24 protein-coding genes are annotated in these 24,636 nt (G+C 69.3%); 10 read left to right on the forward strand and 14 right to left on the reverse strand.

Annotation, left to right across the window (positions count from 1 at the left end; genetic code table 11):
* The first annotated feature begins 18 nt into the window (after positions 1-18).
* Entirely contained in the window at positions 19-717 is a 699-nt protein-coding gene (locus PARJ55_RS0112350; protein WP_028713333.1) for a YafY family protein, read from the forward strand.
* On the opposite strand, the gene PARJ55_RS0112355 is transcribed toward PARJ55_RS0112350, so the two are convergent.
* Positions 695-2,116, reverse strand: coding sequence for an aminotransferase class V-fold PLP-dependent enzyme (locus PARJ55_RS0112355; protein ID WP_028713334.1), 1,422 nt, complete (start codon positions 2,114-2,116; stop codon positions 695-697). The genes PARJ55_RS0112350 and PARJ55_RS0112355 overlap by 23 nt on opposite strands.
* Before the next feature lie 73 nt (positions 2,117-2,189).
* On the opposite strand from PARJ55_RS0112355, the gene PARJ55_RS0112360 reads away from it, so the two are divergent.
* From PARJ55_RS0112360 to pdeM, 5 genes are read left to right on the forward strand one after another with little or no spacing between them, the layout of a single operon-like run.
* Positions 2,190-2,663 carry an Lrp/AsnC family transcriptional regulator gene (locus PARJ55_RS0112360; RefSeq protein ID WP_028713335.1) on the forward strand — a complete coding sequence of 158 codons (474 nt, stop codon included), beginning with the start codon at positions 2,190-2,192 and terminating at the stop codon, positions 2,661-2,663.
* A 30-nt stretch (positions 2,664-2,693) separates the two neighbouring features.
* Positions 2,694-3,683: a ligase-associated DNA damage response exonuclease gene (locus tag PARJ55_RS0112365; RefSeq protein WP_028713336.1), complete on the forward strand. Its 990-nt coding sequence runs from the start codon at positions 2,694-2,696 to the stop codon at positions 3,681-3,683.
* On the forward strand, positions 3,680-5,224 hold the full coding sequence (locus PARJ55_RS0112370; protein ID WP_028713337.1) for a cisplatin damage response ATP-dependent DNA ligase: 1,545 nt from the start codon (positions 3,680-3,682) through the stop codon (positions 5,222-5,224). The genes PARJ55_RS0112365 and PARJ55_RS0112370 overlap by 4 nt, the downstream gene beginning before the upstream one ends.
* Entirely contained in the window at positions 5,221-7,647 is a 2,427-nt protein-coding gene (locus tag PARJ55_RS0112375; protein ID WP_028713338.1) for a ligase-associated DNA damage response DEXH box helicase, read from the forward strand. Before PARJ55_RS0112370 ends, PARJ55_RS0112375 begins: the two co-directional genes overlap by 4 nt.
* The gene (pdeM, locus tag PARJ55_RS0112380; RefSeq protein ID WP_028713339.1) at positions 7,644-8,291 is read left to right on the forward strand and encodes a ligase-associated DNA damage response endonuclease PdeM; all 648 of its coding nucleotides are present in this window, start codon (positions 7,644-7,646) and stop codon (positions 8,289-8,291) included. The genes PARJ55_RS0112375 and pdeM overlap by 4 nt, the downstream gene beginning before the upstream one ends.
* 60 nt (positions 8,292-8,351) lie before the next feature.
* Here the strand turns inward: pdeM and PARJ55_RS0112385 are convergent, their stop codons facing one another.
* The 11 genes from PARJ55_RS0112385 to PARJ55_RS0112435 all read right to left on the reverse strand — a co-directional run bounded on the left by PARJ55_RS0112385 (position 8,352) and on the right by PARJ55_RS0112435 (position 20,447).
* Positions 8,352-9,083, reverse strand: coding sequence for an outer membrane protein (locus PARJ55_RS0112385; protein WP_028713340.1), 732 nt, complete (start codon positions 9,081-9,083; stop codon positions 8,352-8,354).
* Between the two features lie 211 nt (positions 9,084-9,294).
* Positions 9,295-11,733, reverse strand: coding sequence for a DNA topoisomerase (ATP-hydrolyzing) subunit B (gyrB, locus tag PARJ55_RS0112390; RefSeq protein WP_028713341.1), 2,439 nt, complete (start codon positions 11,731-11,733; stop codon positions 9,295-9,297).
* Between the two features lie 230 nt (positions 11,734-11,963).
* The gene (locus PARJ55_RS0112395) at positions 11,964-12,299 is read right to left on the reverse strand and encodes a DUF1491 family protein (RefSeq protein ID WP_028713342.1); all 336 of its coding nucleotides are present in this window, start codon (positions 12,297-12,299) and stop codon (positions 11,964-11,966) included.
* Entirely contained in the window at positions 12,292-13,203 is a 912-nt protein-coding gene (gene era, locus PARJ55_RS0112400) for a GTPase Era (RefSeq protein ID WP_028713343.1), read from the reverse strand. Before era ends, PARJ55_RS0112395 begins: the two co-directional genes overlap by 8 nt.
* On the reverse strand, positions 13,200-13,889 hold the full coding sequence (gene rnc, locus PARJ55_RS0112405; protein ID WP_028713344.1) for a ribonuclease III: 690 nt from the start codon (positions 13,887-13,889) through the stop codon (positions 13,200-13,202). Before rnc ends, era begins: the two co-directional genes overlap by 4 nt.
* Before the next feature lie 44 nt (positions 13,890-13,933).
* Positions 13,934-14,734 (reverse strand): signal peptidase I, encoded by an 801-nt coding sequence (gene lepB / locus PARJ55_RS0112410; protein WP_028713345.1) that lies wholly within the window; start codon positions 14,732-14,734, stop codon positions 13,934-13,936.
* A 66-nt stretch (positions 14,735-14,800) separates the two neighbouring features.
* On the reverse strand, positions 14,801-15,217 hold the full coding sequence (gene acpS / locus PARJ55_RS0112415; RefSeq protein ID WP_028713346.1) for a holo-ACP synthase: 417 nt from the start codon (positions 15,215-15,217) through the stop codon (positions 14,801-14,803).
* Positions 15,218-15,265: 48 nt separating this feature from the next.
* Complete coding sequence (locus tag PARJ55_RS0112420) at positions 15,266-16,000, reverse strand: pyridoxine 5'-phosphate synthase (protein ID WP_028713347.1); 735 nt, start codon at positions 15,998-16,000, stop codon at positions 15,266-15,268.
* A 29-nt stretch (positions 16,001-16,029) separates the two neighbouring features.
* Positions 16,030-16,851 carry a 4-(cytidine 5'-diphospho)-2-C-methyl-D-erythritol kinase gene (locus PARJ55_RS0112425; protein WP_028713348.1) on the reverse strand — a complete coding sequence of 274 codons (822 nt, stop codon included), beginning with the start codon at positions 16,849-16,851 and terminating at the stop codon, positions 16,030-16,032.
* 3 nt (positions 16,852-16,854) lie between these two features.
* Positions 16,855-18,705: a tetratricopeptide repeat protein gene (locus tag PARJ55_RS0112430; RefSeq protein ID WP_232215700.1), complete on the reverse strand. Its 1,851-nt coding sequence runs from the start codon at positions 18,703-18,705 to the stop codon at positions 16,855-16,857.
* A 95-nt stretch (positions 18,706-18,800) separates the two neighbouring features.
* A complete protein-coding gene (locus PARJ55_RS0112435) occupies positions 18,801-20,447 on the reverse strand; it encodes an electron transfer flavoprotein-ubiquinone oxidoreductase (protein WP_028713350.1) in 1,647 nt (548 codons plus the stop codon).
* A gap of 274 nt (positions 20,448-20,721) precedes the next feature.
* On the opposite strand from PARJ55_RS0112435, the gene greA reads away from it, so the two are divergent.
* On the forward strand, positions 20,722-21,192 hold the full coding sequence (greA, locus tag PARJ55_RS0112440) for a transcription elongation factor GreA (RefSeq protein ID WP_024845767.1): 471 nt from the start codon (positions 20,722-20,724) through the stop codon (positions 21,190-21,192).
* Between the two features lie 17 nt (positions 21,193-21,209).
* On the forward strand, positions 21,210-22,157 hold the full coding sequence (locus PARJ55_RS0112445) for a hypothetical protein (RefSeq protein WP_028713351.1): 948 nt from the start codon (positions 21,210-21,212) through the stop codon (positions 22,155-22,157).
* A gap of 48 nt (positions 22,158-22,205) precedes the next feature.
* Here the strand turns inward: PARJ55_RS0112445 and PARJ55_RS0112450 are convergent, their stop codons facing one another.
* The gene (locus PARJ55_RS0112450) at positions 22,206-22,793 is read right to left on the reverse strand and encodes an N-acetyltransferase (protein ID WP_028713352.1); all 588 of its coding nucleotides are present in this window, start codon (positions 22,791-22,793) and stop codon (positions 22,206-22,208) included.
* 98 nt (positions 22,794-22,891) lie between these two features.
* Between PARJ55_RS0112450 and PARJ55_RS0112455 the strand changes: the two genes are divergently transcribed.
* Together PARJ55_RS0112455 and PARJ55_RS0112460 are read left to right on the forward strand one after the other, a co-directional pair.
* On the forward strand, positions 22,892-23,668 hold the full coding sequence (locus tag PARJ55_RS0112455) for an AzlC family ABC transporter permease (RefSeq protein WP_156929476.1): 777 nt from the start codon (positions 22,892-22,894) through the stop codon (positions 23,666-23,668).
* The gene (locus PARJ55_RS0112460; RefSeq protein WP_028713354.1) at positions 23,665-23,997 is read left to right on the forward strand and encodes an AzlD domain-containing protein; all 333 of its coding nucleotides are present in this window, start codon (positions 23,665-23,667) and stop codon (positions 23,995-23,997) included. Before PARJ55_RS0112455 ends, PARJ55_RS0112460 begins: the two co-directional genes overlap by 4 nt.
* On the opposite strand, the gene PARJ55_RS0112465 is transcribed toward PARJ55_RS0112460, so the two are convergent.
* Entirely contained in the window at positions 23,982-24,629 is a 648-nt protein-coding gene (locus tag PARJ55_RS0112465) for a hypothetical protein (protein ID WP_028713355.1), read from the reverse strand. The two genes, PARJ55_RS0112460 and PARJ55_RS0112465, sit on opposite strands and share 16 nt — an antisense overlap.
* Between the last annotated feature and the right edge of the window lie 7 nt (positions 24,630-24,636).

The raw sequence follows: 24,636 nt of genomic DNA on the forward strand, positions 1-24,636 counted from the left end.
CTGACAGAAGGTGACAGCATGTCCCGCACCGACCGGCTGATGCGCCTGATGGACGCGATGCGCCGCCTGCCCGCGCCGGTGACCGCCGCGCGGCTGGCCGAGGAGACCGGCGTCTCCCTCCGCCAGCTCTATCGCGACATCGCCACGCTGCGCGCCGGCGGCGCGCTGATCGACGGCGAGGCGGGGCTGGGCTATACGCTGACCGAGGACCCCGCCCTGCCGCCGCAAAGCTTCTCGCGGCTGGAGATCGAGGCGCTGCTGCTCGCCATCTCGGGCCTGCGCACGCTGGGCGATCCCGAACTGACCCGCGCGGGCGAGGATGCCATGGCCCGCATCATCGCCACCCTGCCGGAAAGCCAGGGCCGCCATGCCATGCACGCCACCATGCGGCTGTTCCGCGAGCCGGCGCAGCGTCCCAGTCCGCAGGTGGACATGGCCCTGCTGCGTCAGGCTTTGTGGGAAGAGCGCAGCCTGATCATCGACTATCTGGACCTGCAGGGCCGGGCCAGCACGCGCGAGATCTGGCCGCTGGGCATGTCCTACAGCGACAATCACATGATGCTGCTGGCGCATTGCCGGCTGCGGCAGGATTTCCGCACCTTCCACATCCCGCGCATCCGGGCCATGCGGCCGGGCGGCGAAAGCTTCCGGCCCCGCCGCGTGGCCCTGGTGCGCGACTATGTCGCCTGCCGCGCTACTCCGCCGCCACCGGGGTGAAGATCGCCGTGGCGCGGTCGCAGCGGTAATGCGCCAGGTGATCCGGCGCGCGTTCGGCCAGGTCGCAGACGGCGTCCAGGATCGCCTCGATTTCGGCAAGCGGGGCGGCCCAGCACAGGTTCAGCCGCACGAAACCGGGCTTCTCGATCTCGTCCCCGGCCAGGATGGCGGCGCGCAGCCGGGCCGAATCCTCGGGGCCCAGCCCCAGCAGGTGATGGACGTAAGGCCCGGCGCAGGCGCAACCGCCGCGCGCCTGCACGCCGTAAAGGTCCGACAGCATCCGCGTCGCCAATTGCTGATGGACAAAGCCGCCCCGCCCGTCGCGGATGCGGAAGCTGAAGAAGGGCAGGCGCGGCGCGTCCGGATTGCCCAGCAACTCGATCCTCGGATGGTTCCGCAGCCGCGCCATCCCCAGCGCCAGCCATTCGGCATTGCGCGCGTCGATGGCGTCCTGACCCACGGCGGCCTTGGTCAGGAAGACCAGCGCGGCGCGGATGTCGCCGATCACGTTCGGGGTGCCGCCTTCCTCGCGCGCCTCCAGCGACAGGGCATAGTCGTGGCTCTCGGGCGAGACGAAACGCACCGTGCCGCCGCCGGGCAGGCTGGGGCGGTCGGCGACCACCGCCTCGCGGCGCAGGATCATCACGCCCGAAGCGCCCGGCCCGCCGATGAACTTGTGCGGCGAGATCACCACCGCATCCATGCCCAGCCGCATGTCGATGGGCAGATAGGGCGCGCCGCCGGCATGGTCCCAGACCACCTTGGCCCCAGCCGCCTTCAGGATGCGCGTGACCTCAGCCACGTCGGTCAGCGTGCCGGTGACATTCGAGGCGGCCGAGAAGCTGCCGATCACCGGCCCCTCGGCCCGCGCCAGCGCCTGCTGCAAAGCCGCCAGATCCGGCCCGCCGGTGGCGGCTTCGGGGATCGTCACGACCTCGGCGCCGCTTTCGCGCCAGGGCAGGATGTTCGAGTGATGCTCGTAAGGTCCGATCAGCACGGTCGTGCCGGGCCCCGCGCCCAGCAGGTGCACCAGCCGGTTGATGCCCTGCGTCGCGCCCGCGCCGGTGAAGATCACCGCATGCTCTGCCCCGGCATGGGTGATCGCGCCGATCGCCTCGCGCGCGGCGCGGCGCATCCGGGTCATGGTGCCGCCGCAATGGCTGGCCTCGGTATGGCTGTTGGCATACCAGGGCAGGAGGTTTTCCATCACCCAGTCCTCGATGGGCCGCAGCGCCCGGCCCGAGGCGATGTAATCGGCATAGATCATCCGCCGCGGCCCGAAGGGGCCGTCGATCACCGCGTCGCGGCCGATCACGCCGTCATGGATCACCTGCATCGGATCGTCGCCCAGCCGGGCGAGGTAGCTGTCGAAAGGCGGCATCGGGTTCCTCATCTTCATGCGCGCATCTTGACCCGCAATAGCCGAGGAATCATTCTTAATATCAGCCGATATCCTGTGTTTTGATTGTCAAATGAACGATAAAACTCTCATAATTGATGAAATCGACAACCGCCTGCTGGCGCTGCTGCAGCGCGATGCCAGCCTGTCCCAGCGCGAACTGGCCGAGCGGGTGGGCCTGTCGCAGAACGCCTGCTGGCGGCGTTTGCAGCGGCTGACCGAGGCCGGGGTGCTGCAAGGCAGCCGCGCGGTCATCGACGCCGCGGCGCTGGGGCTGGGGCTGACGGTGTTCATCATGGTCCGCACCCGCCATCACGACGACGCCTGGGCGCGGCGCTTTCGCGCCCGGATCGAGTCGCTGCCGCAGATCACCGAGTTCCACCGCATCGGCGGCGAATGGGACTACATGGCCAAGGCGGTGGTGGGCGGCATGGCGGGCTATGACGCGCTTTACAAGCAACTGATCGCCGATATGGATCTGGAACGCGTCACCGGCGTTTTCTCGATGGAGACGATCTTCGAGGGCCGACCGCTGTCCCCGGCTTGATTTTCACGAAATGTTCTACATCTTCGGATCATGCGCGCCGATTCCATCCTGTTCCCGACCGAAGCCGGCCTTTTCTGCCCAGAAGGCGGCTTTCATATCGACCCGCTGAAGCCGGTCGAGCGCGCGCTGATCACCCACGGCCATTCCGACCATGCCCGCTTCGGCCATGGCGCGGTCATGGCCACGGCCGAAACGCTGGAGATCATGCGGCTGCGCATGGGCGACGGCTTCGCGGGCTCGGTCCAGGCGGCTGAAGGGGAAACCCGCATCGGCGGCGTCACCGTGGGATTCCACCCGGCCGGGCATGTGCTGGGCTCAAGCCAGATCGCCGTCGAGGCGGGGGGCTGCCGCGTCGTCGTCTCGGGCGATTACGCGCGCCAGCCGAACCCGACCTGCGCGCCGTTCCAGCCGGTGCCCTGCGACGTCTTCGTGACCGAGGCGACCTTCGGCTTGCCGGTGTTCCGCTTTCCCGACCCGGCGACGCAGGTGGAAAAGCTGCTCTCCAGCATGGCCGAGTTTCCCGACCGCCCGCATCTGGTCGGCGCCTATGCGCTGGGTAAGGCGCAGCATGTCATCGCCCTGATGCGAGAGGCCGGCTATGACGCGCCCATCGCCATCCATGGCGCGTTGAAGGTGCTGTGCGATTTCTATGCAGCCCGCGGCGTCGATCTGGGCGAACTGGTGCCGGCCACCGCCGAGGATGTGGCGGCGCAGCTGGTGATCGCGCCGCCCTCGGCCTTTGCCAGCCCCTGGGTGCAGCGGTTCCGCGACCCGGTGATCGGCTTCGCCTCGGGCTGGATGGCGGTGCGGGCGCGGGCGCGGCAGCGCGGGGTGGAGCTGCCGCTGGTCATCAGCGATCATGTCGATTGGCCGGCGCTGACCAGCACGCTGGCGGAACTGGCGCCCGCCGAGGTCTGGGTCACGCATGGCGCCGAGGACGGCGTGATCCGCTGGTGCGAGCTGGCGCAGATCCCCGCCCGGCCGCTGCGGCTGGTGGGTTACGAGGACGAGGCGGAATGAAGGCCTTTGCCGCCCTGCTGGAACGGCTGGCCTTCACGCCGGCGCGCAATGCCAAGCTGCAGCTTTTGCAGCACTATCTGGAACGCACGCCGGACCCGGATCGCGGCTGGGCCCTGGCGGCGCTGACCGGCGATCTGGAACTGCGCCGGGTCACGCCCTCGCTTCTGCGCGGGCTGGCGGCCGAGCGGGTCGACGACCAGCTTCTGGCGCTGAGCTATGATTTCGTCGGCGACCTGGCCGAGACCATCGCGCTGATCTGGCCCGAGGGCGCCGAGGATGATCCTTCGCTGTCCCAGGCGGTGGCGCTGCTGCAGGGCACCGGCAAGGCGGCGCTGCCCGGCGCCATTGCCGCGATGCTGGACCGGCTGGGCCCGTCCGAGCGGCTGGCCTTCCTGAAGCTCGCCACCGGCAACCTGCGCGTCGGCGTCTCGGCCCGCATGGCGCGGATGGCGCTGGCGGGGATGGGCGCCCCCTCGGTCCCCGAGATCGAGGAGATCTGGCACGGGCTCGCGCCGCCCTATGCGGCCCTGTTCGGCTGGCTGGGCGGCGGGACGCGGCCGGACAGCGCGGCGCTGGCGCCGTTCCGCCCGGTGATGCTGTCCACGCCGACCGATCTGGACGAGCTGCGCGCGCTGGACCCCGGCGCGTATTTTGCGGAATGGAAATGGGACGGCATCCGCGTGCAGGCGGTCAGCGAAGGCGGCATGCGGCGGCTGTATTCCCGCACCGGCGAGGACATCTCGCATGCCTTTCCCGACGTCATCGAGGCGATGGAGTTCGAGGGCAGCGCGGATGGCGAGCTGATCGTGCGCCGCGAGGGCGAGGTCGCGCCCTTCGGCGAGCTGCAGAAGCGGCTGAACCGCAAGACCGTCGGCAAGGGCCTGCTGTCCAGCCATCCGGCGGGCTTGCGGCTTTACGACCTGCTGCTGTGGGAGGGCCGCGACCTGCGGGCCGAGCCGCTGGAGATGCGCCGCGCGGTGCTGGAGGCGGTGGATTTCGGCACCCGCATCGACATCTCGCCGCTGCTGGATTTCGCCACTTGGGAGGATCTGGCCGCGCTGCGTGCCGATCCGCCCGCCGCGGTGATCGAGGGGGTGATGATCAAGCGCCGCGACAGCGCCTATGTCGCCGGCCGGCCGCGCGGGCCCTGGTTCAAGTGGAAGCGCGACCCGATGGTGGTCGATGCGGTGCTGATCTATGCGCAGCGGGGCCATGGCAAGCGCTCGGGCTTTCATTCCGATTTCACCTTCGGCCTGTGGGATGGCGGCGAGCTGGTGCCGGTCGGCAAGGCCTATTTCGGCTTTACCGATGCCGAGCTGCGCGAGCTGGACCGTTTCGTGCGCCAGAACACCGTCGAGCGTTACGGGCCCGTCCGGGCGCTGGCGCCGAAGCTGGTGGTCGAGGTGGCCTTCGAGGGGCTGAACCGCTCGACCCGGCACCGCTCGGGCGTGGCGATGCGCTTTCCGCGCATCAGCCGCATCCGCTGGGACAAGCCGGCAGCCGAGGCGGACCATTTGGAAACGCTCGAGGCGATGCTGTGATCCTGCCGGCCGCGTTCCAGGACTGGTTCGCCCGCCAGGGCTGGCAGCCGCATCCGCATCAGCTGGCGCTGCTGGCCGCCGAGGGGGACAGCCTGCTGATCGCGCCGACCGGCGGCGGCAAGACGCTGGCGGGGTTCCTGCCCTCGCTGGTGGAACTGGCGCAGGCGGCGCGGCCGGATGGGTATTTGGAAAACAGAGAAGGCCGAAAGGGCCTGCATACGCTCTATGTCTCGCCGCTGAAGGCGCTGACCGCCGATATCGGCCGCAACCTGGCGCGGCCGGTGGCGGAGCTGGGGCTGGGGGTGCGGGTCGAGGACCGGACGGGCGATACCGGCCAGAGCCAGCGCCGCCGGCAGCGCGTCGATCCGCCCGAGATCCTGCTGACCACGCCCGAGAGCCTGGCGCTGATGCTGAGCTATCCCGAGGCGCCGGCGATCTTCGGCGGTTTGCGCCGGGTGGTCCTGGACGAATTGCATGCCTTGGCGGAAAGCAAGCGCGGCGACCAGCTGATGCTGGGGCTGGCGCGGCTGCGGACCTTGGCGCCGGGGCTGCGGGTCACGGGGTTGTCGGCGACGGTCGAGGATCCGCAGGCTTTGGGGGGGTTCATGGCGGGCGCGCAGCCGGTGTCGGTGGTCGAGGCCGATCCCGGCCCCGATCCCGACATCGCCATGCTGCCCACCGCCCGGCCCGCGCCCTGGTCGGGCGGCGGCGGGCATCATGCCATCCCCGAGGTGCTGGCGGCGATCCGCGAGGCCCGCACCACCATCATTTTTATCAACACCCGCGCCCAGGCCGAGCTGTTCTTCCAGGCGCTCTGGGCCCAGAATGACGAGAACCTGCCCATCGGCTTGCACCATGGCAGTCTGGCACGCGAACAGCGGGCCCGGGTCGAGGCGGCCATGGCGGCGGGCGAGTTGCGCGCCGTGGTCGCGACCGGCAGCCTGGACCTGGGCATCGACTGGGGCGCCGTCGATCTGGTGATCCAGGTCGGCGCGCCCAAGAACGTCAAGCGGCTGGTGCAGCGCATCGGCCGGGCGAACCACCGCTACAACGCGCCCTCGAAGGCGCGGATCGTGCCGGCGAACCGCTTTGAGCAGATCGAATGCGTCGCGGCGCTGGAGGCGGTGCGCGAACGCGACCTGGATGGCGATCCGCGCGGACCGGGGCCGTTGGACGTGCTGTGCCAGCATATCCTTCTGACCGCCTGCGCTGCGCCCTTCGACGCCGATGCGCTTTATGCCGAGGTGGTGACGGCCGGCCCCTATCGCGGCCTGACGCGGCCGGATTTCGATGCCTGCCTGGATTTCGCCGCGACCGGAGGCTATGCCTTGCGTGCCTATGACCGCTGGCAGCGGCTGATGCTGCGGGACGGGTTGTGGCAGCTGCGCGACCCGCGGGCGGCGAAGTTGCTGCGGATGAATGTCGGCACCATCGTCGAGGCCGAGATGGTGAAGGTCCGGCTGCGCGGCCGCGGCGGCGTGCCGCTGGGCGAGGTCGAGGAGGGCTTCGCCGCCAGCCTGACCCCCGGCGACAGCTTCCTGATCGGCGGCCGGGTGGTGCGCATGGACGCGATGCGCGAGATGGTGATCGAGGTCACGCCAGACCCCACCCGGCAGCCCAAGATCGCGGTCTATTCCGGCGTCAAGCTGGCCATGTCCACGCAGCTTTCGCATCGCGTGCTGGCGCTGATCGGCGATCCGGCGCGGCATGGCGCCTTGCCGGAGCAGACCCGCGACTGGCTGGATCTGCAGGCCCGGGTCTCGGCCCTGCCCGAGCCGGGGCTGCTGTCGGAAAGCTTTCCCCATGCCGGGCTGTGGCATTTCGCGCTTTACGGTTTCGCCGGCCGCAATGCCCTGCAGACGCTGGGCCTGCTGCTGACCCGCGAGATGGAGGAGGAGGGGCTGGGTCCCCTGGGTTTCCTGTCCACCGATTACGCGCTGCTGGTCTGGTCGCTGGATCCGCTGCGCGATCCGTCGCCGCTGCTGGATCGGGCGCGGTTGCGGGCGGGCCTGGGCGACTGGCTGGGCGGGAATGCGGTGATGAAGCGCACCTTCCGCAATGTCGCCACCGTCGCCGGGCTGATCCAGCGCAACATGCCCGGGCAGCGGAAAACCGGGCGGCAGGCGACGTTTTCCAGCGACATCCTTTACGACACCTTGCGCAAATACGATCCCGGCCACTTGCTGCTGCGCATCACCGCCGAGGAGGCCGGGCGGGGCCTTGTCGATTTCGGCCGGATCGAGGAAATGCTGGACCGCTCGCCCCGGCGCGAGCATCGGATGCTCGACCGGGTCTCGCCCATGGCCGCGCCCTTGCTACTGGAGGTCGGCCGGGTGCCGATCCGCGGCGAGGGGCGCGAGCGGCTGGCGCAGATCGAGGCCGAGGCGCTGATGGCCGAGGCCGGGCTGGAAGGGATCGCATGAGCGGATACGCCTTTGATTTCCATGGCTTGCGGCTTGAGGCGCGGGCCTCGGGCGCGCTGTGGTGGGCCGATGGTGGCTGGCTGATCGTGGCCGACCTGCACCTGGGCAAGTCCGAGCGTCTGGCCCGGCGCGGCGGTCCGCTTTTGCCGCCCTATGAAGGGCTGGCGACGCTGGAGCGGCTGGCGGCCGAGATCGCGGTTCTGCAGCCGCAGTGCGTCGTCAGCCTGGGCGACGGTTTCGACGATCTGGCGGCGGCCGAGGCGCTGGACCCGCTGGTGGCGGCTTCGCTGGCGCGGCTGGCGCAGGGGCGGGGCTGGCTGTGGATCGCCGGCAACCACGATCCCGGCGCGCCGTCGGGCATGCCGGGGCGGGTGGCGGACAGCGCGACCCTGGGCCGCGTCGCGTTGCGGCACGAGCCGGCGGAAGGGCCTGACATCGCCGGGCATTTCCATCCCGCCGTGCGGCTGGCGGGCGAGCGCCGCCGCGCCTTTCTGATCGGGCGCGACCATCTGCTGCTGCCGGCCTTCGGCGCCTATACCGGCGGGTTGATGCATGACGATCCGGCACTGCGCGCGCTGGTGCCGCAGGGGCTGGCCGTTGCCTGCGGGGCCCGCGCCATCGCCATGCCGCTGGCCCGGCGCTGACGAAAAAAGGCCGCCCGAAGGCGACCCTTTCAATCCGTGGAGCCGGATCAGGACGGCGGATCAGAACTTGAAGTTCAGACCCAGTTTCACATTGTGGAAATCCGGGGTGGCACGGGTCGAGGCGCCGAGGCCGTCTTCCAGGGTTTCCTTGCCGAAATTGGCATATTCGTATTCGCCGGTCAGCGACAGGCGTTCGGTCAGCTTCTTCTCGGCACCCAGGCCGACGATGTAGCCGGTCTTCGAATAGGAGTCGTTGACGGCGATCGGGCCATGGTCCCCGTCGCCCTCGACGCGGTAGTCGACCTTGGCGCGGGCGACACCGACGATCCCGTAGACCAGGATGTCGTTGCCGGTCAGATAGCCGGTCTTCACGCGCAGGGCGAGAACGCTCTTGATCTCCGATTCGGCCTCGTAGCCGCCGGTCGAGAAGCTGTCCTCGATCTTGCCGCCTTCATAGCCCAGTTCGGGGCCGAAGACCCAGCGGTCCCTTTGCCAGCGATAGCCGAGACGCAGGCCGGCATTCGCCCCGCTGATCTCCAGCGAAGCGGGGGTGCCGACTTCGGGCTGGTCCACGCCGACCGCGTCGTCGCCGCCGAAGGCATAGCCCAGCGTCAGACCGGCATAGCCGCCGGCCCAGTCGCCAACCGGCGCGGCCTCGATGACCGGGGCCACGACGCCGGTGTCAACGACCGGGGGGGTATAGCCACCCGCATTCGCAGCCAGAGCCGAGCCAAGGACCAGCGAGGCCGCGACGGCGGCGGCGCGAGGGGTCTTAACACAAACAGCGCACATGTCCACATCTCCTATAGATGGTGATGCCGGCAGGGCGCAGCGTCCCGAGGCATCGAATTTCCTAACTGCTAGCCCTGCAACCGGCAGGCTGCAAGAACGGCGTCGCGATGGGGTCACTCTGTCGCGCAATGCGCGGCATGATGGCAACAATAAACCATAGGTTGTAACAAGAAATGATGATTCGCCTGTGGCGATTTGACGACGGTGCGACTCAGATGTCCAGATTTTCCACGCTCAGCGCGTTCTGCTGGATGAAATCGCGACGCGGTTCGACCACATCGCCCATCAGCTTGGTGAAGATGTCGTCGGCCTCGCTCAGATCCTCGATTCGCACCTGCAGCATGGTCCGCGCCGCCGGGTCCAGCGTGGTCTCCCACAGCTGTTCCGGGTTCATCTCGCCCAGGCCCTTGTAACGCTGCAAGGACAGGCCCTTCTCGCCTTCCAGGAAGATGGCCTGCAACAGGCTGATCGGTCCGTGGATGGGGATGTCGCGGTCCTTGCGGATCAGATGCGCGGTCTGGCCATAGATCTCGTGCAGCGCATCGGTCATGGCGCCCAGCCGGCGGCTTTCGGCGCTGCGCAGCATCGGCCCGTCCAGGGTGCGGCTTTCCTCGACCCCGCGCAGCAGCCGGGTCAGGCGGATGCCGGCATCCTGGGTCGGGCGGCCGGTCCAGCCGCGCTCGTATTCCTCGGCGATCATGTCCAGGCGCTGCGCCACGGCATTGGCCACGCCCTGCGCATCGGCATCGACCCGGCCCTGCACCAGCGCGCCGGCAATGGCGGCCTGTTCGGTGATATGCGCCGGGTAATGCGTCGGATAGGCGCGCAGCACGCGCCGCGCGGTGCGGGCCTCCTCGACCACCCGGGCCAGGTCCGCGCCGCTGAGGGTTTCGCCATTGCCCAGCCGCAGGCTGGCGCCGTCGATGCCCTGCTCGATCAGGTAATCCTCCAGCGCCGCCTCGTCCTTCAGATAGACCTCGGACCGTCCGCGGCTGACCTTGTAGAGCGGCGGCTGGGCGATATAGAGATGCCCGGCCTCGATCAGCTCCGGCATCTGCCGGAAGAAGAAGGTCAGCAGAAGCGTGCGGATATGCGCGCCGTCCACGTCGGCATCGGTCATGATGACGATCTTGTGGTAGCGCAGCTTGTCCAGGTTGAACTCGTCCCGGCCGATGCCGGTCCCCAGCGCGGTGATCAGCGTGCCGATCTGGTCGCTGGACAGCATCCGGTCGAAGCGCGCCCGTTCCACGTTCAGGATCTTGCCGCGCAGGGGCAGCACCGCCTGGTTCTGGCGCGAGCGGCCCTGCTTGGCCGAGCCGCCGGCCGAGTCGCCCTCGACGATGAACAGCTCGGACAGCGCCGGGTCCTTTTCCTGGCAATCCGCCAGCTTGCCGGGCAGGCTGGCCACGTCCATCGCCGTCTTGCGCCGGGTCAGCTCGCGGGCCTTGCGCGCCGCCTCGCGGGCCAGCGCCGCCTCGATGATCTTGCCGAGGATCGACTTGGCCTCGGCCGGGTTTTCCTCGAACCATTCGGCCAGCTTCTCGCCCACCAGCCCCTCGACCGCCGGGCGCACCTCGGAGGAGACGAGCTTGTCCTTGGTCTGGCTGGAGAATTTCGGGTCCGGCACCTTGACCGACAGCACGCAGGTCAGCCCCTCGCGCGCGTCGTCGCCGGTGAAATCGACCTTTTCCTTGCGGACCTGGGCGTTCGACTGGGCGTAATTGTTGATGACCCGGGTCAGCGCGCCGCGGAAGCCGGCCAGATGGGTGCCGCCGTCGCGCTGCGGGATGTTGTTGGTGAAGGGCAGCACCGTCTCGTGATAGCTGTCGTTCCACCACATCGCCACCTCGATGCCGATGCCGTTCTTCTCGCCCTGGATGAAGATCGGCTCGGGCATGACCGGGGTCTTGGAACGGTCGATGAACTTCACGAATTCCCGCACGCCGCCTTCATAGTAAAGCTCGGTCCGCAGCGGTTCGGCATGGCGCTCATCCTCCAGGATGATGCGCACGCCCGAGTTCAGGAAGGCCAGCTCCCGCAGCCGGTTCTCCAGCACCTTGAAGCTGAAGTCGCGGTTCGAGAAGGTGCCGTCCGGCCGGTCCTCCTTGGACGAGGCGAGGAAGCGCACCTCGGTGCCCTTCTCGCCGGGCCCGGCCTCGCCGACGACGCGCAGGTGCTCGACCGTGTCGCCGTTCTCGAAGCGGGCGTAATGTTCCTTGCCACCCCGCCAGATGCGCAGCTCCAGCCAGTCCGACAGCGCGTTCACCACCGAGACGCCGACGCCGTGCAAGCCGCCCGAGACCTTGTAGCTGTTCTGGTCGAACTTCCCCCCGGCATGCAGCTGGGTCATGATAACCTCGGCCGCCGAGACGCCCTCGGTCGGGTGCATGTCCACCGGAATGCCACGGCCGTTGTCGCGCACCGAGACGCTGCTGTCGGCATGGATCTTCACGCGCACGAAATCGGCATGACCGGCCAGCGCCTCGTCGATGCCGTTGTCCACGACCTCATAGACCATGTGATGCAGGCCCGAGCCGTCGTCGGTATCGCCGATATACATGCCGGGACGCTTGCGCACCGCTTCCAGGCCCTTGAGAACCTTGATGGAATCGGCGCCGTAATCGGAGGTCTGGGGGGCGGGTTCGGTCATTGTCTTCTTATCCTGCCTTGGACCCGCATCTTATAGTGTGCGCCGCACGGAATGTCACGGGAAAGCCACAAGATTTAGCGGTTCGCGCGGCATGCGCGCGGCGTCACGCTTCCATCGCACGGAACCGGTCCGAACCTCGGCTTCTTTGCTCCCCGAATACCCATGCCGCCCGTCAAGCCGGACGAGTCCGCCGACCCTTTCACCGTTTTCCAAATACTCATTCGGGCGGTTCAAGCCAGCCCGTCCTCGTCCAGCAGGGTGCGGCCGTCGCGGCTCTCGATCTCGATCACCCACAGGTCGGGGTCGCGGGCGGCGTTGCGGGCGATCTCGGCGTCGATCTCGGGCTCACCGGCCTCGTTCAACTGCAGCCAGATCCGCCGGTCGGTCTCGAAATCCCATTCGCGGATCCACAGGCTGGCGCGGCCGTCCAGCGTGGCGCATTTCACCATCACGCTGCCCGCGGTGTCGTCGCCGTGCCGGGCGACATAGGCCGGGATGTCGGCCAGCCCCAGCCGGCGCAGATAGGCCGCGACCCAGATGCCGGCGGCCAGCCGCGGCTCAGGCATCGCCGTCGCGGAAGTCGAGGCCCATCTCGTTATAGCGCTCGGCTTCGTCCAGCCAGTTCTCGCGCACCTTCACCTGCAGGAACAGGTGGACGGGGCGGCCCATGAACTCGGCCAGCTCGGCCCGCGCCGCCTGGCCCACGGCCTTGATCGTCTCGCCGCCCTTGCCCAGGACGATGCCCTTGTGGCCGGGGCGGGCGACATAGACCACCTGCTCGACCCGGGCCGAGCCGTCCTTCTTCTCCTCCCAGCGTTCGGTTTCCACCGTCAGCTGATAGGGGATTTCCTCGTGCAGGCGCAGGGTCAGCTTCTCGCGGGTGATCTCGGCGGCGATCATGCGCATCGGCAGGTCGGCCACCTGGTCCTCGGGGTAAAGCCAGGGCCCCTCGGGCACTTCCTGCGCCAGCCAGTCAAGCAGGTCGTCGCAGCCATAGCCCTTTTCGGCCGAGATCATGAAGGTGCGGGTGAAGTCGAAAGCCGTGTTGAGCTGCTGCGACAGCGCCAGCAGCGCCTCGGACTTCACCCGGTCGATCTTGTTGATGACCAGCGCCACCGGGGTCTGGCCGGCATGCTCGCGCAGGCTGTCGATGATCGCCTGCGCGCCGTCGGTCAGCCCGCGGTGCGCCTCGATCAAGAGCAGGATCACGTCGGCATCGGCCGCGCCCCCCCAGGCCGCCTTGACCATGCTGCGGTCCAGCCGCCGGCGCGGGCGGAAGATGCCGGGCGTGTCGACGAAGACGATCTGGCTCGCGCCGCGCATGGCGATGCCGCGGATGCGGGCGCGGGTGGTCTGCACCTTGTGGGTCACGATCGAGACCTTGGCCCCGACCATGCGGTTCAGCAGGGTGGATTTCCCGGCATTCGGCTCGCCGATCAGGGCGACGAAGCCCGCGCGTGTTTCGCTCATGTCGTTCTTTCGATCTGCTCGAGCAGCGCGGCGGCGGCCGCCTGTTCGATGCTGCGTTTGGTGCCCTTGCCGCGGGCGGCGGCCTCGCGGCCGTCGTCCAGCCGGACGGTGATCTCGAATTCCGGGGCGTGGTCCGGGCCCGTGCGCGCGGTCTGGAGATAGCGCGGCGGGGTCATGCCCTGCGCCTGCGCCCATTCCTGCAGCGCGGTCTTGGCGTCGCGGGCGTCGCTTTCGACGTTCTTCAGCCGGCTGGACCAGAGCCTCAGCACCATGCTGCGCGCGGCCTCGAAGCCGGCATCCAGATAGACGGCGGCGATCACCGCCTCCATGGCGTCGGCCAGCAGCGCCTCTTTCCGCCGGCCGCCCGACATCATCTCGGACCGGCCCAGCTTCAGCACCTCGCCCAGCCCGATCTCGCGGGCGATGGCGGCGCAGGTCTCACCCTTGACCAGCGCGTTGTAGCGCGGCGCCAGCTGGCCCTCGGTCGCGGCGCGGTCGGCCAAGAACAGCGCCTCGGCCATGGTCAGGCCCAGCACCCGGTCGCCCAGGAATTCCAGCCGCTGGTTGTCGGGCCGGGTGGCGCTGGCGATCGAGCCATGCGTCAGCGCGCGGCGCAGCAATTCGGGGCGCGAGAATTCATGCCCCAGCCGTTCCGAGAATGCGCGCAGGTCTGCAGAAATCTTCATGTCCCGATCCTGCCACGGCGCGGGGCGCCGCGGCAATTCTTCCCTTAGTTCACGGCCTTCAGGAACCGGTCCGGACGCCAGGTCCAGAAATACAGAAGCGATTTCCCGGCCGAGGAGAACATGATCCGGTCGGCGCGGCCGATCAGGTATTCGGCCGGCACCATGCCGACCCCGCCCACCGCCGCCGGCCAGCGCGAGTCGCCGGAATTGTCGCGGTTGTCGCCCAGGAAGAAGTAATTCCCCTCGGGCACGGTGAACTCGGCCGTGTTGTCGCCGGGACCGTTGTCGAAGATGTTCAGCACGTCATGCGTCAGCCCGTTCGGCAGCGTCTCGGTATGGCGGTCCTTTTCGCAGGCCGCGCCCTCGGGCACCGGCTCGTTGCGGCATTTCGGCAGGGTCTGCTGCGGGCCCTGCGGCGCGTAGGGTTCGGTGAAGGTGCCGGCGGGCTGCTGCGGCACCTCCTGCCCGTTGATCCACAGCACGCCGTTCTTCATCTGGATGCGGTCGCCGGGCAGGCCGATCACCCGCTTGATGAAATCGTCGCCCCGCGTCGGGTGGCGGAAGACCACGACATCGCCGCGCTCGGGTTCGGAACCCAGGATGCGGCCCGAGATCGGGCAGAGCGCGAAGGGGCAGGAGACCCGCGAATAGCCATAGGCCATTTTGTTCACGAACAGGAAATCGCCGATCAGCAGCGTGTCCTTCATGCTGCCCGAGGGAATCCAGAACGGCTGGAAGAACAGGGTGCGGAACACCCCCGCGATCACCAGCGCCCAGAAGATGGTCTTGACGGTTTCCCAGATGCCCCCATCCTTGCGGGCTACGCTTTTCGCCATGGATGCCATTCCCTTCATCGGCAAGTCGCGCGTTCATGGGGTGCGGGGGACGGCAAAGTCAAGCCGTGCCCGTCCTCATGCCGTCGTCTTCACGCTGTCGGGAAGCGCCTCGATCACCACGAAGGCCTGCGCCCAGGGGTGGTCGTCGGTCAGCGTGACATGCACATGCGCGCGATGGCCGGAGGGCGTCATCGCCGCCAGCCGCTCGGCCGCCCAGCCCGTCAGCTGCATGGTGGGCTGGCCGGTCGAAAGGTTCCTGACCGCCATGTCCCGCCAGCTGATCCCCATGGCGAGCCCGGTTCCCAGCGCCTTGGAACAGGCTTCCTTGGCGGCCCAGCGTTTGGCCAGGGTCGCGGCTTCCTGCCGGCGGCGGCGGGCCAGCGCCAGCTCGGTCTCGGTGAAGACCCGCTGCCGGAAGCGGTCGCCGTGGCGGTCCAGCACCCCGGCGATGCGGTCGATGTTGCAGAGGTCCGAGCCTATGCCGAGAATCATGCGCCTGGTTGGTCCTGTGGTGACATGGGTATTTGGGCAACGAAGAAATCAGGGGCGGGCCGCGTCCATGCGGCGGCGCATCTCGCGGATCGCCGGGCCGAGGCCGAGAAAGACCGATTCGGCAATCAGGAAATGGCCGATGTTCAGCTCGCGCAACTCGGGGATGGCGGCGACGGGGCCGACCGTGTCGAAGGTCAGGCCATGCCCGGCATGGACCTCGAGCCCCAGAAGATACGCCTGTGCCGCGCCCTTGCGCAGGGCTTCCAGTTCCAGGTCGCGTTCGGCCAGCCGCCCCTCGGTGTCGAAATCGCAATAGGCGCCGGTATGCAGCTCCACCACCGCGGCGCCGATGCGGGCGGCGGCCTCGATCTGCTCCTGCTCGTGGCCGATGAACAGCGACACCCGGCAGCCCGCCTCGCGCAGGGGGGCGATGAAATCGGCCAGGTAGCTTTCGTTGCCGGCGACGTCGAGCCCGCCCTCGGTGGTGCGCTCCTCGCGCTTTTCGGGGACGATGCAGACGGCATGCGGGCGGTGGCGCAGGGCGATGGCCTGCATTTCCGCCGTCGCGGCCATTTCCAGGTTCAGCGGCAGTTGCAGCGCAGCCATCAGCCGGTCGATATCCGCGTCCGAGATATGGCGCCGATCCTCGCGCAGATGCGCGGTGATGCCGTCGGCGCCGGCCTCTTCGGCCAGTTCCGCTGCGCGCACCGGGTCGGGCCAGGGCGTGCCGCGGGCGTTGCGGATGGTGGCGACGTGGTCGATATTGACGCCGAGGCGCAGCATGGTTTCCCCTCTCGGATTTTTACGGCAGGTTAGAGCTTTGCCGGCGCAAGTCCAGATGCGGCCACCCACCAGCCGGGATTTGCCGCGGCGATGCGGGCGCGGGCAGCCTCGGCCGCGGCCGCGCTGGCGAAAAGCCCGAAGCAGGTCGCGCCCGAGCCGGACATGCGGGCAAGCGCCGCGCCTTCGGCCCGGATCGCGGCGAGGCAGTCCGAGATTGCCGGCATCAGGGCGATGGCCGGCGCCTCGAGATCGTTGCGGCAATCCTGCAGGAAGGCGATCAGCGCGCCGGCGTCGGGAAAATCCGGCAGCGGTTCGGGCATGGGCGTATTGTGGCGCCGTGCCAGTGCCCTGAACACGGCGGGGGTCGGCAGGCCGCGCCCCGGATTGACCAGCAGCACATGAAGCGCCGGCAGGGGCGGCAGCGGCGTCAGGACCTCGCCCAGGCCCCGCATCCGCACCGGCCGGCTGGCAAGGCAGGCGGGCAGGTCGGCGCCCAGCGTTTCCAGCCGCGCGGGCCCGGCCTCCAGCGCGCGCAGCACCGCCGCCGCATCGGCCGAACCGCCGCCGAGGCCCGAAGCCACCGGCAGGTTCTTTTCCAGGGTGATCCGCGCCTCGCGCCCGGCCAGACGCGCGGCGCGCAGGCAAAGGTTGTCGGGCTCGGCCGCGAGGCCCTGGGCGAAGGGGCCGGTCAGGCTGAGCGACAGGGGGCCCGGCGCGACCGTCACCACGTCGCCCAGCTCCAGGAACACCACCAGCGAATCGAGCAGGTGATAGCCGTCCGGGCGGCGGCCGGTGACATGCAGGGTCAGGTTCAGCTTGGCGGGGGCCGCCTCGCGCCGGGGCAGGGGCATGGCTCAGTCGGCCCGGGCAGGGTCCGGCGAGCGGGTTTCGGGGGCGCGCGGTTCGGGCAGCTTGCCGCCATTGGCCTTTTCCTCCTCCAGCACCGCATCCAGCCCGCGCTCGAGCTTGGCGCGGATGCGGCTGGCCTCGGCCTCGGTTTCCGGCTTCAGCGACAGGGCGCGGTGCCATTGGATCTCGGCCTCGCGCTTGCGGCCGACCATCCAGTAGATGTCGCCCATATGGTCGTTGACCAGCGAATCGCTGGCCATGGCTGCGACGGCCCGCTCCATCGGCGCCACGGCTTCCTGATAGCGGCCGAGGCGGAAATAGGCCCAGGCCAGCGAATCGAGGATATAGCCGTCATCCGGCCGCAGTTCGACCGCGCGCTGGATCAGCTTCAGGGCCTCGTCCAGCTTTTCGTTGCGGTCCACCAGGCTGTAGCCCAGATAGTTCAGCACCTGCGCGGAATCGGGGCGGATCTTCAGCGCGGCGCGGAAGTCGGCCTCGGCCTTGGGGAACTGGCCCGCGCGTTCCAGCGCGATGCCGCGGGCATAGAGCGGGAACCAGCGCGCCTCGGGATTGTCCTCGCCGATGAGGCTCAGCGCCTTGTCATAGGCCGGGACCGCCTGGCCGAACTTGTCCTGCTGGCGCAAGAGGTCGCCAAGCGCGATCCAGCCCTGCGCCAGCTCGGGATGGGCGGCGGTCAGCGCCAGCGCGGCCTTTTCGGCATCGGCCAGCCGCTCGGCCCGGGCCAGCGCGTCGATGCGGGTCAGCTCGGCGACGGGGCGCATGTCGCCCAGTTCGCGCAGCTTCTCGAATTCGCGCTCGGCAAGGTCGAACTGGCCGAAACCCTGCAGGAGCTGCGCCGCCAGCAGCCGCGCCTCGCCCAGGTCGGGGGCGAGATATTCGGCCAGCCGGGCATGGATCAGCGCCAGCGGGTCGGGTTCGTCGCTGGTCGCCAGAACCGAGCCGAAGGTCAGGAAGACCTGCGCGATGCCGTCCGAGGGCGTGCGGATCGAATCGAAGGGCAGCGTCTCGCCCCGGGCCATGCGGTCGCGCAGGGCGACCAGATGCGGCTCTTCCGTGAAGCCCGGCGTGGCTTCGAGCATGGCGATGGCATCCCTGTTGCGCTCAAGCTGCGACAGCACCTGCGCGCGGGCCACGACGCCCAGGATATGCGCCCCTGTGGCCGGATCGGCCAGCAGCAGCTCGGCGCCCTCGAAATCGCCGACCCGTGCCTTGGCCAGCGCCAGGTGATAGTTCACCATCGGCTCGGCGCCGCGCAGCTCGGCCAGTTTCTTAAAGGCGGAAAGCGACTCGCCCGCCCGGCCGGCGCCCAGCAGTGCCCAGGCCCGCATCATGCCGTCGACCAGCATGCCGCCGCCGGGCGCGCCGGCCTCGTCCTCGGGCGGGGGGGCGGCGTCGATGGCGGCCAGCAGCGCGTCCCAGCGACCGGCGCGAGCCATCTCGGCGCGCTGCACCAGCCGGGCCAGCTCGGTGGCGCGGCCCTGGTCGGACATGGTGCCGGCCAGGGCGGTGGCACGCTCCATCTCTCCGGCCGAGATCAGCGCGACCATGGCGCTGTCCTGCAGATAGCCGTCGCTGTCATCCTGGGCCAGCGCCTGCAGATAGTAATGCGCGGCGCGGGCATAGTCGTTCTGGATCGCCGCCATGCGCGCGGCCAGATAGGGGCCGGAAAGACCGCGCAGCTCGGGCGCCGGCGCGGCCGGGCGGTGCGCCGGCCGCTCGCCGTTCGGGGGCGCGGGCTGTTCGGCCTGGGCCAGCATGGGCGCGGCGAGGGCGCCCTGCGGCAGCGGCAGGGCGATCAGCGCGATCAGCGCCATGGGGATCAGTCTTGTGGTCACGGCTTGGGCCCATGTCTCGGCGATTGCGCCAGCGACCCTAGCCGCCGCAGCGCGGATGGGCAACGCCGCGACCGGCGCGGCGCGCGCCTCTGCGATCACATATTCGGGTAGTTCGGCCCGTCGCCGCCCTGTGGGGTTGTCCAGTTGATGTTCTGGCTGGGGTCCTTGATGTCGCAGGTCTTGCAATGGACGCAGTTCTGGAAGTTGATCTGGAAGCGCGGGCCATCGTCGCCCTCCAGCACCTCATAGACCCCGGCCGGGCAATAGCGTGTCGCCGGCTCGGCATAGACCGGCAGGTTCACCTGGATCGGGATCGCGGGATCCTTCAGCTTCAGGTGGCAGGGCTGGCTTTCCTCGTGGTTGGTGAAGGAAAACGCCACGTTGGTCAGCCGGTCGAAGGACAGCTTGCCGTCGGGCTTCGGATAGTCGATCGGCTGGAAATCCGCGGCCTTGCCGGTGGCCTGCGCATCCGTCTTGCCGTGCTTCCAGGTGCCGAGCGGGTTCCAGCCGGTGAGGTTCGCCACCCACATGTCGAAGCCGCCGAGCGCCAGGCTGGCCCAGAGCCCCAGCTTCGACCAGAGTGGCTTGACGTTCCGGACCGGCTTCAGGTCGCGGGCGATGGGGCCCGAGCGCAGGTCGGCCTCGTATTCGGCCAGCTCGTCACCCGCGCGCCCCGCCGCGATGGCCGCCGCCGCCGCCTCGGCCGCGGCGATGCCGGACAGCATGGCGTTGTGGTTGCCCTTGATGCGCGGCACGTTCACCAGCCCGGCCGAGCAGCCCAGCAGCGCCGCCCCCGGCACGGTCAGCTTCGGGATCGACTGCCAGCCGCCCTCGGAGATCGCCCTTGCGCCATAGGCGACGCGCTTGCCGCCCTCCAGCAGCTCCGCGACCAGCGGATGGTGCTTGAAGCGCTGGAACTCCATATAGGGATAGAGATAGGGGTTGGCATAGTTCAGGTGCACGACGAAGCCGACCAGCACCTGGTTGCCCTCAAGGTGATAGATGAAGCTGCCGCCGCCGGCGTTCTTGCCCAAGGGCCAGCCCATCGTATGCGTCACCGTGCCGGGCCTGGCCTTGGCCGGGTCGATCTCCCAGATCTCCTTCATGCCGAGGCCGAATTTCTGCGGCTCATGGCCGGCCGAGAGGTCGTATTTGCCGATCAGCTCCTTCGCCAGCGACCCGCGCACGCCCTCGGCGATCAGCACGTATTTGCCGCGCAGTTCCATGCCGGGCTCATAGGCCGGGCCGGGGGTGCCGTCGGCGTTGAGCCCCATCTCGCCGGCGACGACGCCGACGACGCGGTCGCCCTCGTAGACCAGCTGCGAGCAGGCCATGCCGGGGAAGATCTCGACCTCCAGCGCCTCGGCCTGCTCGGCGAGCCAGCGGCAGACATTGCCCATCGAGACGATGTATTTGCCGTGATTGTTCATGAGGGGAGGCATCGGCCAGTTCGGCACCCGGACCTGGCCATGCGGGCCGAGGATGTAGAAGTTGTCCTCCTTCACCTCGGTGGTGACCGGGGCGCCCTTCTCCTTCCAGTCCGGGATCAGCTTGTCGAGGCCGGCGGTGTCCAGCACCGCGCCCGAGAGGATATGCGCGCCGATCTCCGAGCCCTTCTCCAGCAGCACCACGGAAAGTTCGGGGTTGAGCTGCTTGAGCCGGATCGCCGCCGACAGGCCCGCAGGCCCGCCGCCAACGATCACGACGTCGTAATCCATCGACTCGCGGACGATCTCAGACATGGCTCGGCCTCCAATCCCCTGGCTCTTGACTCTGCGCCGAACACCTAACGCGTAACATTCTTGCGGGCAATCGGAACGCGACGAACAATTGCAATTCTGCGACCTTTCTGCGCGAGGTCTCGCGGATGGCCTTTGCCGGGGCTTGAAACAGGGCCCGGAACCGGCCACGATGCCTTTCGGATTTCAGCGGACGCCCCCGGCCCAAGGTCGGGGGCGTTCCAACACCTTGTTTCGCGTTGACTGGCGTCGCACCGTTGCGACCGGAAGGACTGGAATGGAAAAGATACCGATGACCCGCGCGGGCTATGACCAGCTGGACGAGGAATTGCGCGAGCTGCGCTCGGTCCAGCGTCCGGCGGTGATCCGCGCCATCGCCGAGGCGCGCGAGCACGGCGACCTGTCGGAAAACGCCGAATACCACGCCGCGCGCGAGAAGCAGAGCTTCGTCGAAGGCCGCATCAAGGAGCTGGAGATGATTCTGTCCCGCGCCGAGGTCATCGACCCGAGCCGGCTGAACGGCTCGATCAAGTTCGGCGCCACCGTCACCCTGCTCGACGAGGACAGCGAAGAAGAGCGCACCTATCAGATCGTCGGGGAGGCCGAGGCGGATCTGGAGCGCGGGCTGCTGAACATCCGCTCGCCCCTGGCCCGCGCCCTGATCGGCAAGGACGAGGGCGACAGCGTCGAGGTCGTCACCCCGGGCGGCGGGAAATCCTATGAGATCATCTCGATCCGCTATGTCTGAAGGATGGGGCCGGGCGCATGAACTCGCTTGATCCGCTGCGCAGGCTGGCCATCGAACAGGCGCGCGGCCGCGTGCTGGCCGTCGGCGCGGCGTCCAGCCTGGCCTGGCTGGCGCTGGCCGGGCTGTTCGCGCTTTTCGGTCCCGAGTCGGAAGGGACCGGGGCGGCGGGCTGGCTGCTCTGGCTGGTCGGCCTGTTCCTGCCGCTGGCGCTGATCTGGCTGGCGGTCTGGGCGGCGCGCAGCCTGCTGGCGCTGCGGCAGGAGGCCGAGGAACTGCGCGCCATGCTGGCCCGGATGCAGGACGAGGACGCTGCGGCCGAGCCCATGGCCGAGCCGCGCCCCGTCGCAGCCGCGCCCGCACCCGCCGCGGCGGCGCGGCGCAATGCCATTCCCGCGCCGCCGCGGCCGGCGGCGGACACGCGCCAGGCCACGCTGGAGCTTGATTCGCCGGCGGCGGCCGAGCTGACCCCGACCGAGCTGTTCTATGCGCTGAACTTCCCCGACGGTCCCGAGGATCGCGAGGCGATTCGCTGCCTGCGCCTAGCGCTGGCCGATCCGGGCATGGCCCGGCTGATCCGGGCGGCGCAGGACGTGGTCACGCTGCTGGCCGGGCAGGGGGTCTATATGGACGAGCTGGCGCTGGCCGAGGCCGATCCCGCACTGTGGCGCCGCTTCGCCGAGGGCGCGCGCGGCGAGGCCGTGGCGGCGCTGGCGGTGATCCGCGACGAGGCCGCGCTGGCCACCGCCGGGACGATGCTGCGCGCAGACGAGGTCTTCCGCGACGTGGCCCATCATTTCCTGCGCCATTTCGACCGGCTGCTGAGCCGCAAGGCGCAGGACGGCGATCCGCAATTGCTGGCCGTGCTGGCCGAGACGCGCTCGGGCCGGGCCTTCACCTTGCTGGCGCAGGTGACCGGCATGCTGGGCCAGGCCGGAGCAGAGGCCGAGGCGGCGGAGGGGTCCTGAAGCCGAGGGTGCGCGCGGGTCGCCTTGCGCCCCAGGCGGGCGGCGTGGCTAAAGCGGCAGCCGCAGCACATGGGCCGGCGCCGACCAGGGCCAGCCCAGCCTTTGCCGCGCCAGCGGGCGGAAGCCCATCGCCTGCCATGCCGCCAGCCCCTCACGGTTGCCCGCCTGCACCTCGGCGCGCAGGGCCGGATGGCCCAGTGCGCTTGCATGGGCGGCGGCGCACCGGATCAGGGCGCGGGCGATGCCCTGCCGCCGCCATTGCGGCAGCACGGCGATGCCGTCCAGCACCAGATCCGCGGTCGCCGCACCGGGACGGTAGAGCCCCGCCGCCAGATGCCGCAGCCGCCCGCGCGCCGGGCCCCAGACCGCGACGAAGCCCTCGGCGCTGGGGTCGAGAAAGCCGCCGCCCGCCCCGCGCAGCCCGACGATCCCGACCAGCCGCCCCGAGGGCGCCAGCGCCACCAGCGCCCGCTCGGCCCGCATGGCGGCGCGGATCAGCGCCACCCCCTGCCGCGCCGCCACCGGCAGCGGCAGGACCTGCGCGCCGAAATGGCGCCAGTAAAGCGCCGCCGCCGCGCCCTGCAGCTCGGGCGGGATGCCGCGCAGGATGCGGGGCGGGATCTGCGGTCCGGGCATGGCGGTCCCTTCAGGTTCTTGTATGGAGGTTCTTGTATCGGGCCGCGGTTTTAGCCAATGTGCCGCCAGCCATATCCCGAACATGAGCCGTTTTCACCATGTCCGCGCAAGCCGATCTTGCGGCCCCTTCCCGCCTGACCCCCGAGCAGAGCCGCGCCCTGCAGCGCAGCCCGGCGCAATGCCTGCGCCATGGCTTCCTGCAGGCGCTGCCCTTCATCCTTGTGCTTCTGCCCTTCGGCATGCTGTTCGGCGTGGTCGCCAGCGATGCGGGGCTGGACCTGCCGCAGATCCTGGGCTTCACCGTGCTGGTGCTGGCCGGGGCCTCGCAATTCACCGCGGTGCAGCTGATGACCGATCACGCGCCGGCGCTGGTGGTCATCGTCTCGGCCATCGCGGTCAATTTGCGCATGGCGATGTATTCGGCCTCGCTGGTGCCCTGGCTGGGCGGGGCAAGGCCGCGCGACCGGGCCTGGATCGCCTATGTGCTGATTGACCAGAGCTATGCGCTGGCGATCCAGCATTATGAAAAGCATCCCCGGCTGAGCCTTGAGCAGCGCATCGGCTATTTCCTGGGCGCGGTGCTGGCGACCTGTCCGTTCTGGCTGCTGGCCACGCTGCTGGGCGTCTGGCTGGGCAAGGCCATCCCCGAGGACTGGGCGCTGGATTTCGCCATGCCGATCACCTTCCTGGCGCTGATCGCGCCGATGCTGCGCAGCCCGGCCCATGTCGCGGCGGCGCTGGTCGCGGTGCTGGGCTCGCTGGTCTTCGCCTTCCTGCCCTCGGGGCTGGGGCTGTTCGTGGCCGCGCCGCTGGCCATGCTGACCGGCGCAGGGGTCGAGGCGCTGATGGAACGCAGAAACGGAGCCCGCCCGTGACCGGCTACAGCAATGCCACCATCTGGCTGATCATCCTTGTCCTGGCGCTGGGGACCTATGGCTTGCGCTGGTCCTTCCTGGGCGTGCTCGGCGGCCGGCCGATGCCGCTCTGGGCGCAGCGGTTGCTGCGCTATACCGCTGTCGGGGTGCTGCCGGCCATCGTGGCGCCGCTGGTGGTCTGGCCGGCGGCGACGCATGGCGCGCCCGATCCGGCGCGGATGATCGCGGCGGTCGTCGCCGTGGCGGTGGGGGTCGCGACGCGCAACGTGCTGGCGGCCATCCTGTCCGGGATGGCCACGCTTTACACGGCGCTTTATCTCATCACGTGAAGGCGGCCGTCGGCGCCATAGCCGGCGATGGTGCCGCTTTTCTGGCGCAGGAGCACGTCATGGTTGTTGGCGGGATCGCCGTCCATGTGCTTCTTGGAGGTCACGCCCGGCAGAGTCAGGAACCAGTCGCGCAGCTTGAGCACCGAGAAGCCGGTCGGCGCGGCCTCGAAGCCCGGCACGCGGCTCAGCGCCTTGCCGGTGTTGACGGCGCAGAAGCTCTTGTTCGAGGCGCCCTGCCGCTCGACCGAGCGGATCGCGGCATCGGCGACGGCCAGCGGCACGCGGACCGTGTCCTCGGCCACCCAATAGGTCGAGCGCGCGTGATAATCGATGTAGAAGTTCTTGAAGTTCGGCGTGATGCCGTAAAGCACGTCGTGCCGTTCCGGGATCGCCGGATGTTCCCAGCTGCCGGCGGGGTCGTAGATCACCCGCTGGCTGCCGTTGATCATCAGCGCGGAATGCCCGCCCTCGCCGCGCGGGATGCCGATGACGCTGAACAGCGTGATCGAGGGCGGCTCGTCCGAGACATAGCGCGCGCGCCGGATGGCCTCGTCGCTGGCCCATTTGTTGTCTGCCCCGCAAGCCGCAAGCGCGGCCGGCAGCGCCAGCGCAAGGAAGGCACGCCTTTGCATTTCTGGT

The sequence above is a fragment of the Paracoccus sp. J55 genome, assembly GCF_000513975.1.
Classification (GTDB): Bacteria; Pseudomonadota; Alphaproteobacteria; order Rhodobacterales; family Rhodobacteraceae; genus Paracoccus.

What these genes read in the sequence shown, in the direction of transcription:
- PARJ55_RS0112350 (WP_028713333.1), top strand. Translation starts at nt 19, where the DNA reads ATGTCCCGCACCGACCGGCTGATGCGCCTGATGGACGCGATGCGCCGC.
- PARJ55_RS0112355 (WP_028713334.1), bottom strand. Translation starts at nt 2,116, where the DNA reads ATGAAGATGAGGAACCCGATGCCGCCTTTCGACAGCTACCTCGCCCGG.
- PARJ55_RS0112360 (WP_028713335.1), top strand. Translation starts at nt 2,190, where the DNA reads ATGAACGATAAAACTCTCATAATTGATGAAATCGACAACCGCCTGCTG.
- PARJ55_RS0112365 (WP_028713336.1), top strand. Translation starts at nt 2,694, where the DNA reads ATGCGCGCCGATTCCATCCTGTTCCCGACCGAAGCCGGCCTTTTCTGC.
- PARJ55_RS0112370 (WP_028713337.1), top strand. Translation starts at nt 3,680, where the DNA reads ATGAAGGCCTTTGCCGCCCTGCTGGAACGGCTGGCCTTCACGCCGGCG.
- pdeM (WP_028713339.1), top strand. Translation starts at nt 7,644, where the DNA reads ATGAGCGGATACGCCTTTGATTTCCATGGCTTGCGGCTTGAGGCGCGG.
- PARJ55_RS0112385 (WP_028713340.1), bottom strand. Translation starts at nt 9,083, where the DNA reads ATGTGCGCTGTTTGTGTTAAGACCCCTCGCGCCGCCGCCGTCGCGGCC.
- gyrB (WP_028713341.1), bottom strand. Translation starts at nt 11,733, where the DNA reads ATGACCGAACCCGCCCCCCAGACCTCCGATTACGGCGCCGATTCCATC.
- PARJ55_RS0112395 (WP_028713342.1), bottom strand. Translation starts at nt 12,299, where the DNA reads ATGCCTGAGCCGCGGCTGGCCGCCGGCATCTGGGTCGCGGCCTATCTG.
- era (WP_028713343.1), bottom strand. Translation starts at nt 13,203, where the DNA reads ATGAGCGAAACACGCGCGGGCTTCGTCGCCCTGATCGGCGAGCCGAAT.
- rnc (WP_028713344.1), bottom strand. Translation starts at nt 13,889, where the DNA reads ATGAAGATTTCTGCAGACCTGCGCGCATTCTCGGAACGGCTGGGGCAT.
- lepB (WP_028713345.1), bottom strand. Translation starts at nt 14,734, where the DNA reads ATGGCATCCATGGCGAAAAGCGTAGCCCGCAAGGATGGGGGCATCTGG.
- acpS (WP_028713346.1), bottom strand. Translation starts at nt 15,217, where the DNA reads ATGATTCTCGGCATAGGCTCGGACCTCTGCAACATCGACCGCATCGCC.
- PARJ55_RS0112420 (WP_028713347.1), bottom strand. Translation starts at nt 16,000, where the DNA reads ATGCTGCGCCTCGGCGTCAATATCGACCACGTCGCCACCATCCGCAAC.
- PARJ55_RS0112425 (WP_028713348.1), bottom strand. Translation starts at nt 16,851, where the DNA reads ATGCCCCTGCCCCGGCGCGAGGCGGCCCCCGCCAAGCTGAACCTGACC.
- PARJ55_RS0112435 (WP_028713350.1), bottom strand. Translation starts at nt 20,447, where the DNA reads ATGTCTGAGATCGTCCGCGAGTCGATGGATTACGACGTCGTGATCGTT.
- greA (WP_024845767.1), top strand. Translation starts at nt 20,722, where the DNA reads ATGGAAAAGATACCGATGACCCGCGCGGGCTATGACCAGCTGGACGAG.
- PARJ55_RS0112445 (WP_028713351.1), top strand. Translation starts at nt 21,210, where the DNA reads ATGAACTCGCTTGATCCGCTGCGCAGGCTGGCCATCGAACAGGCGCGC.
- PARJ55_RS0112450 (WP_028713352.1), bottom strand. Translation starts at nt 22,793, where the DNA reads ATGCCCGGACCGCAGATCCCGCCCCGCATCCTGCGCGGCATCCCGCCC.
- PARJ55_RS0112455 (WP_156929476.1), top strand. Translation starts at nt 22,892, where the DNA reads ATGTCCGCGCAAGCCGATCTTGCGGCCCCTTCCCGCCTGACCCCCGAG.
- PARJ55_RS0112465 (WP_028713355.1), bottom strand. Translation starts at nt 24,629, where the DNA reads ATGCAAAGGCGTGCCTTCCTTGCGCTGGCGCTGCCGGCCGCGCTTGCG.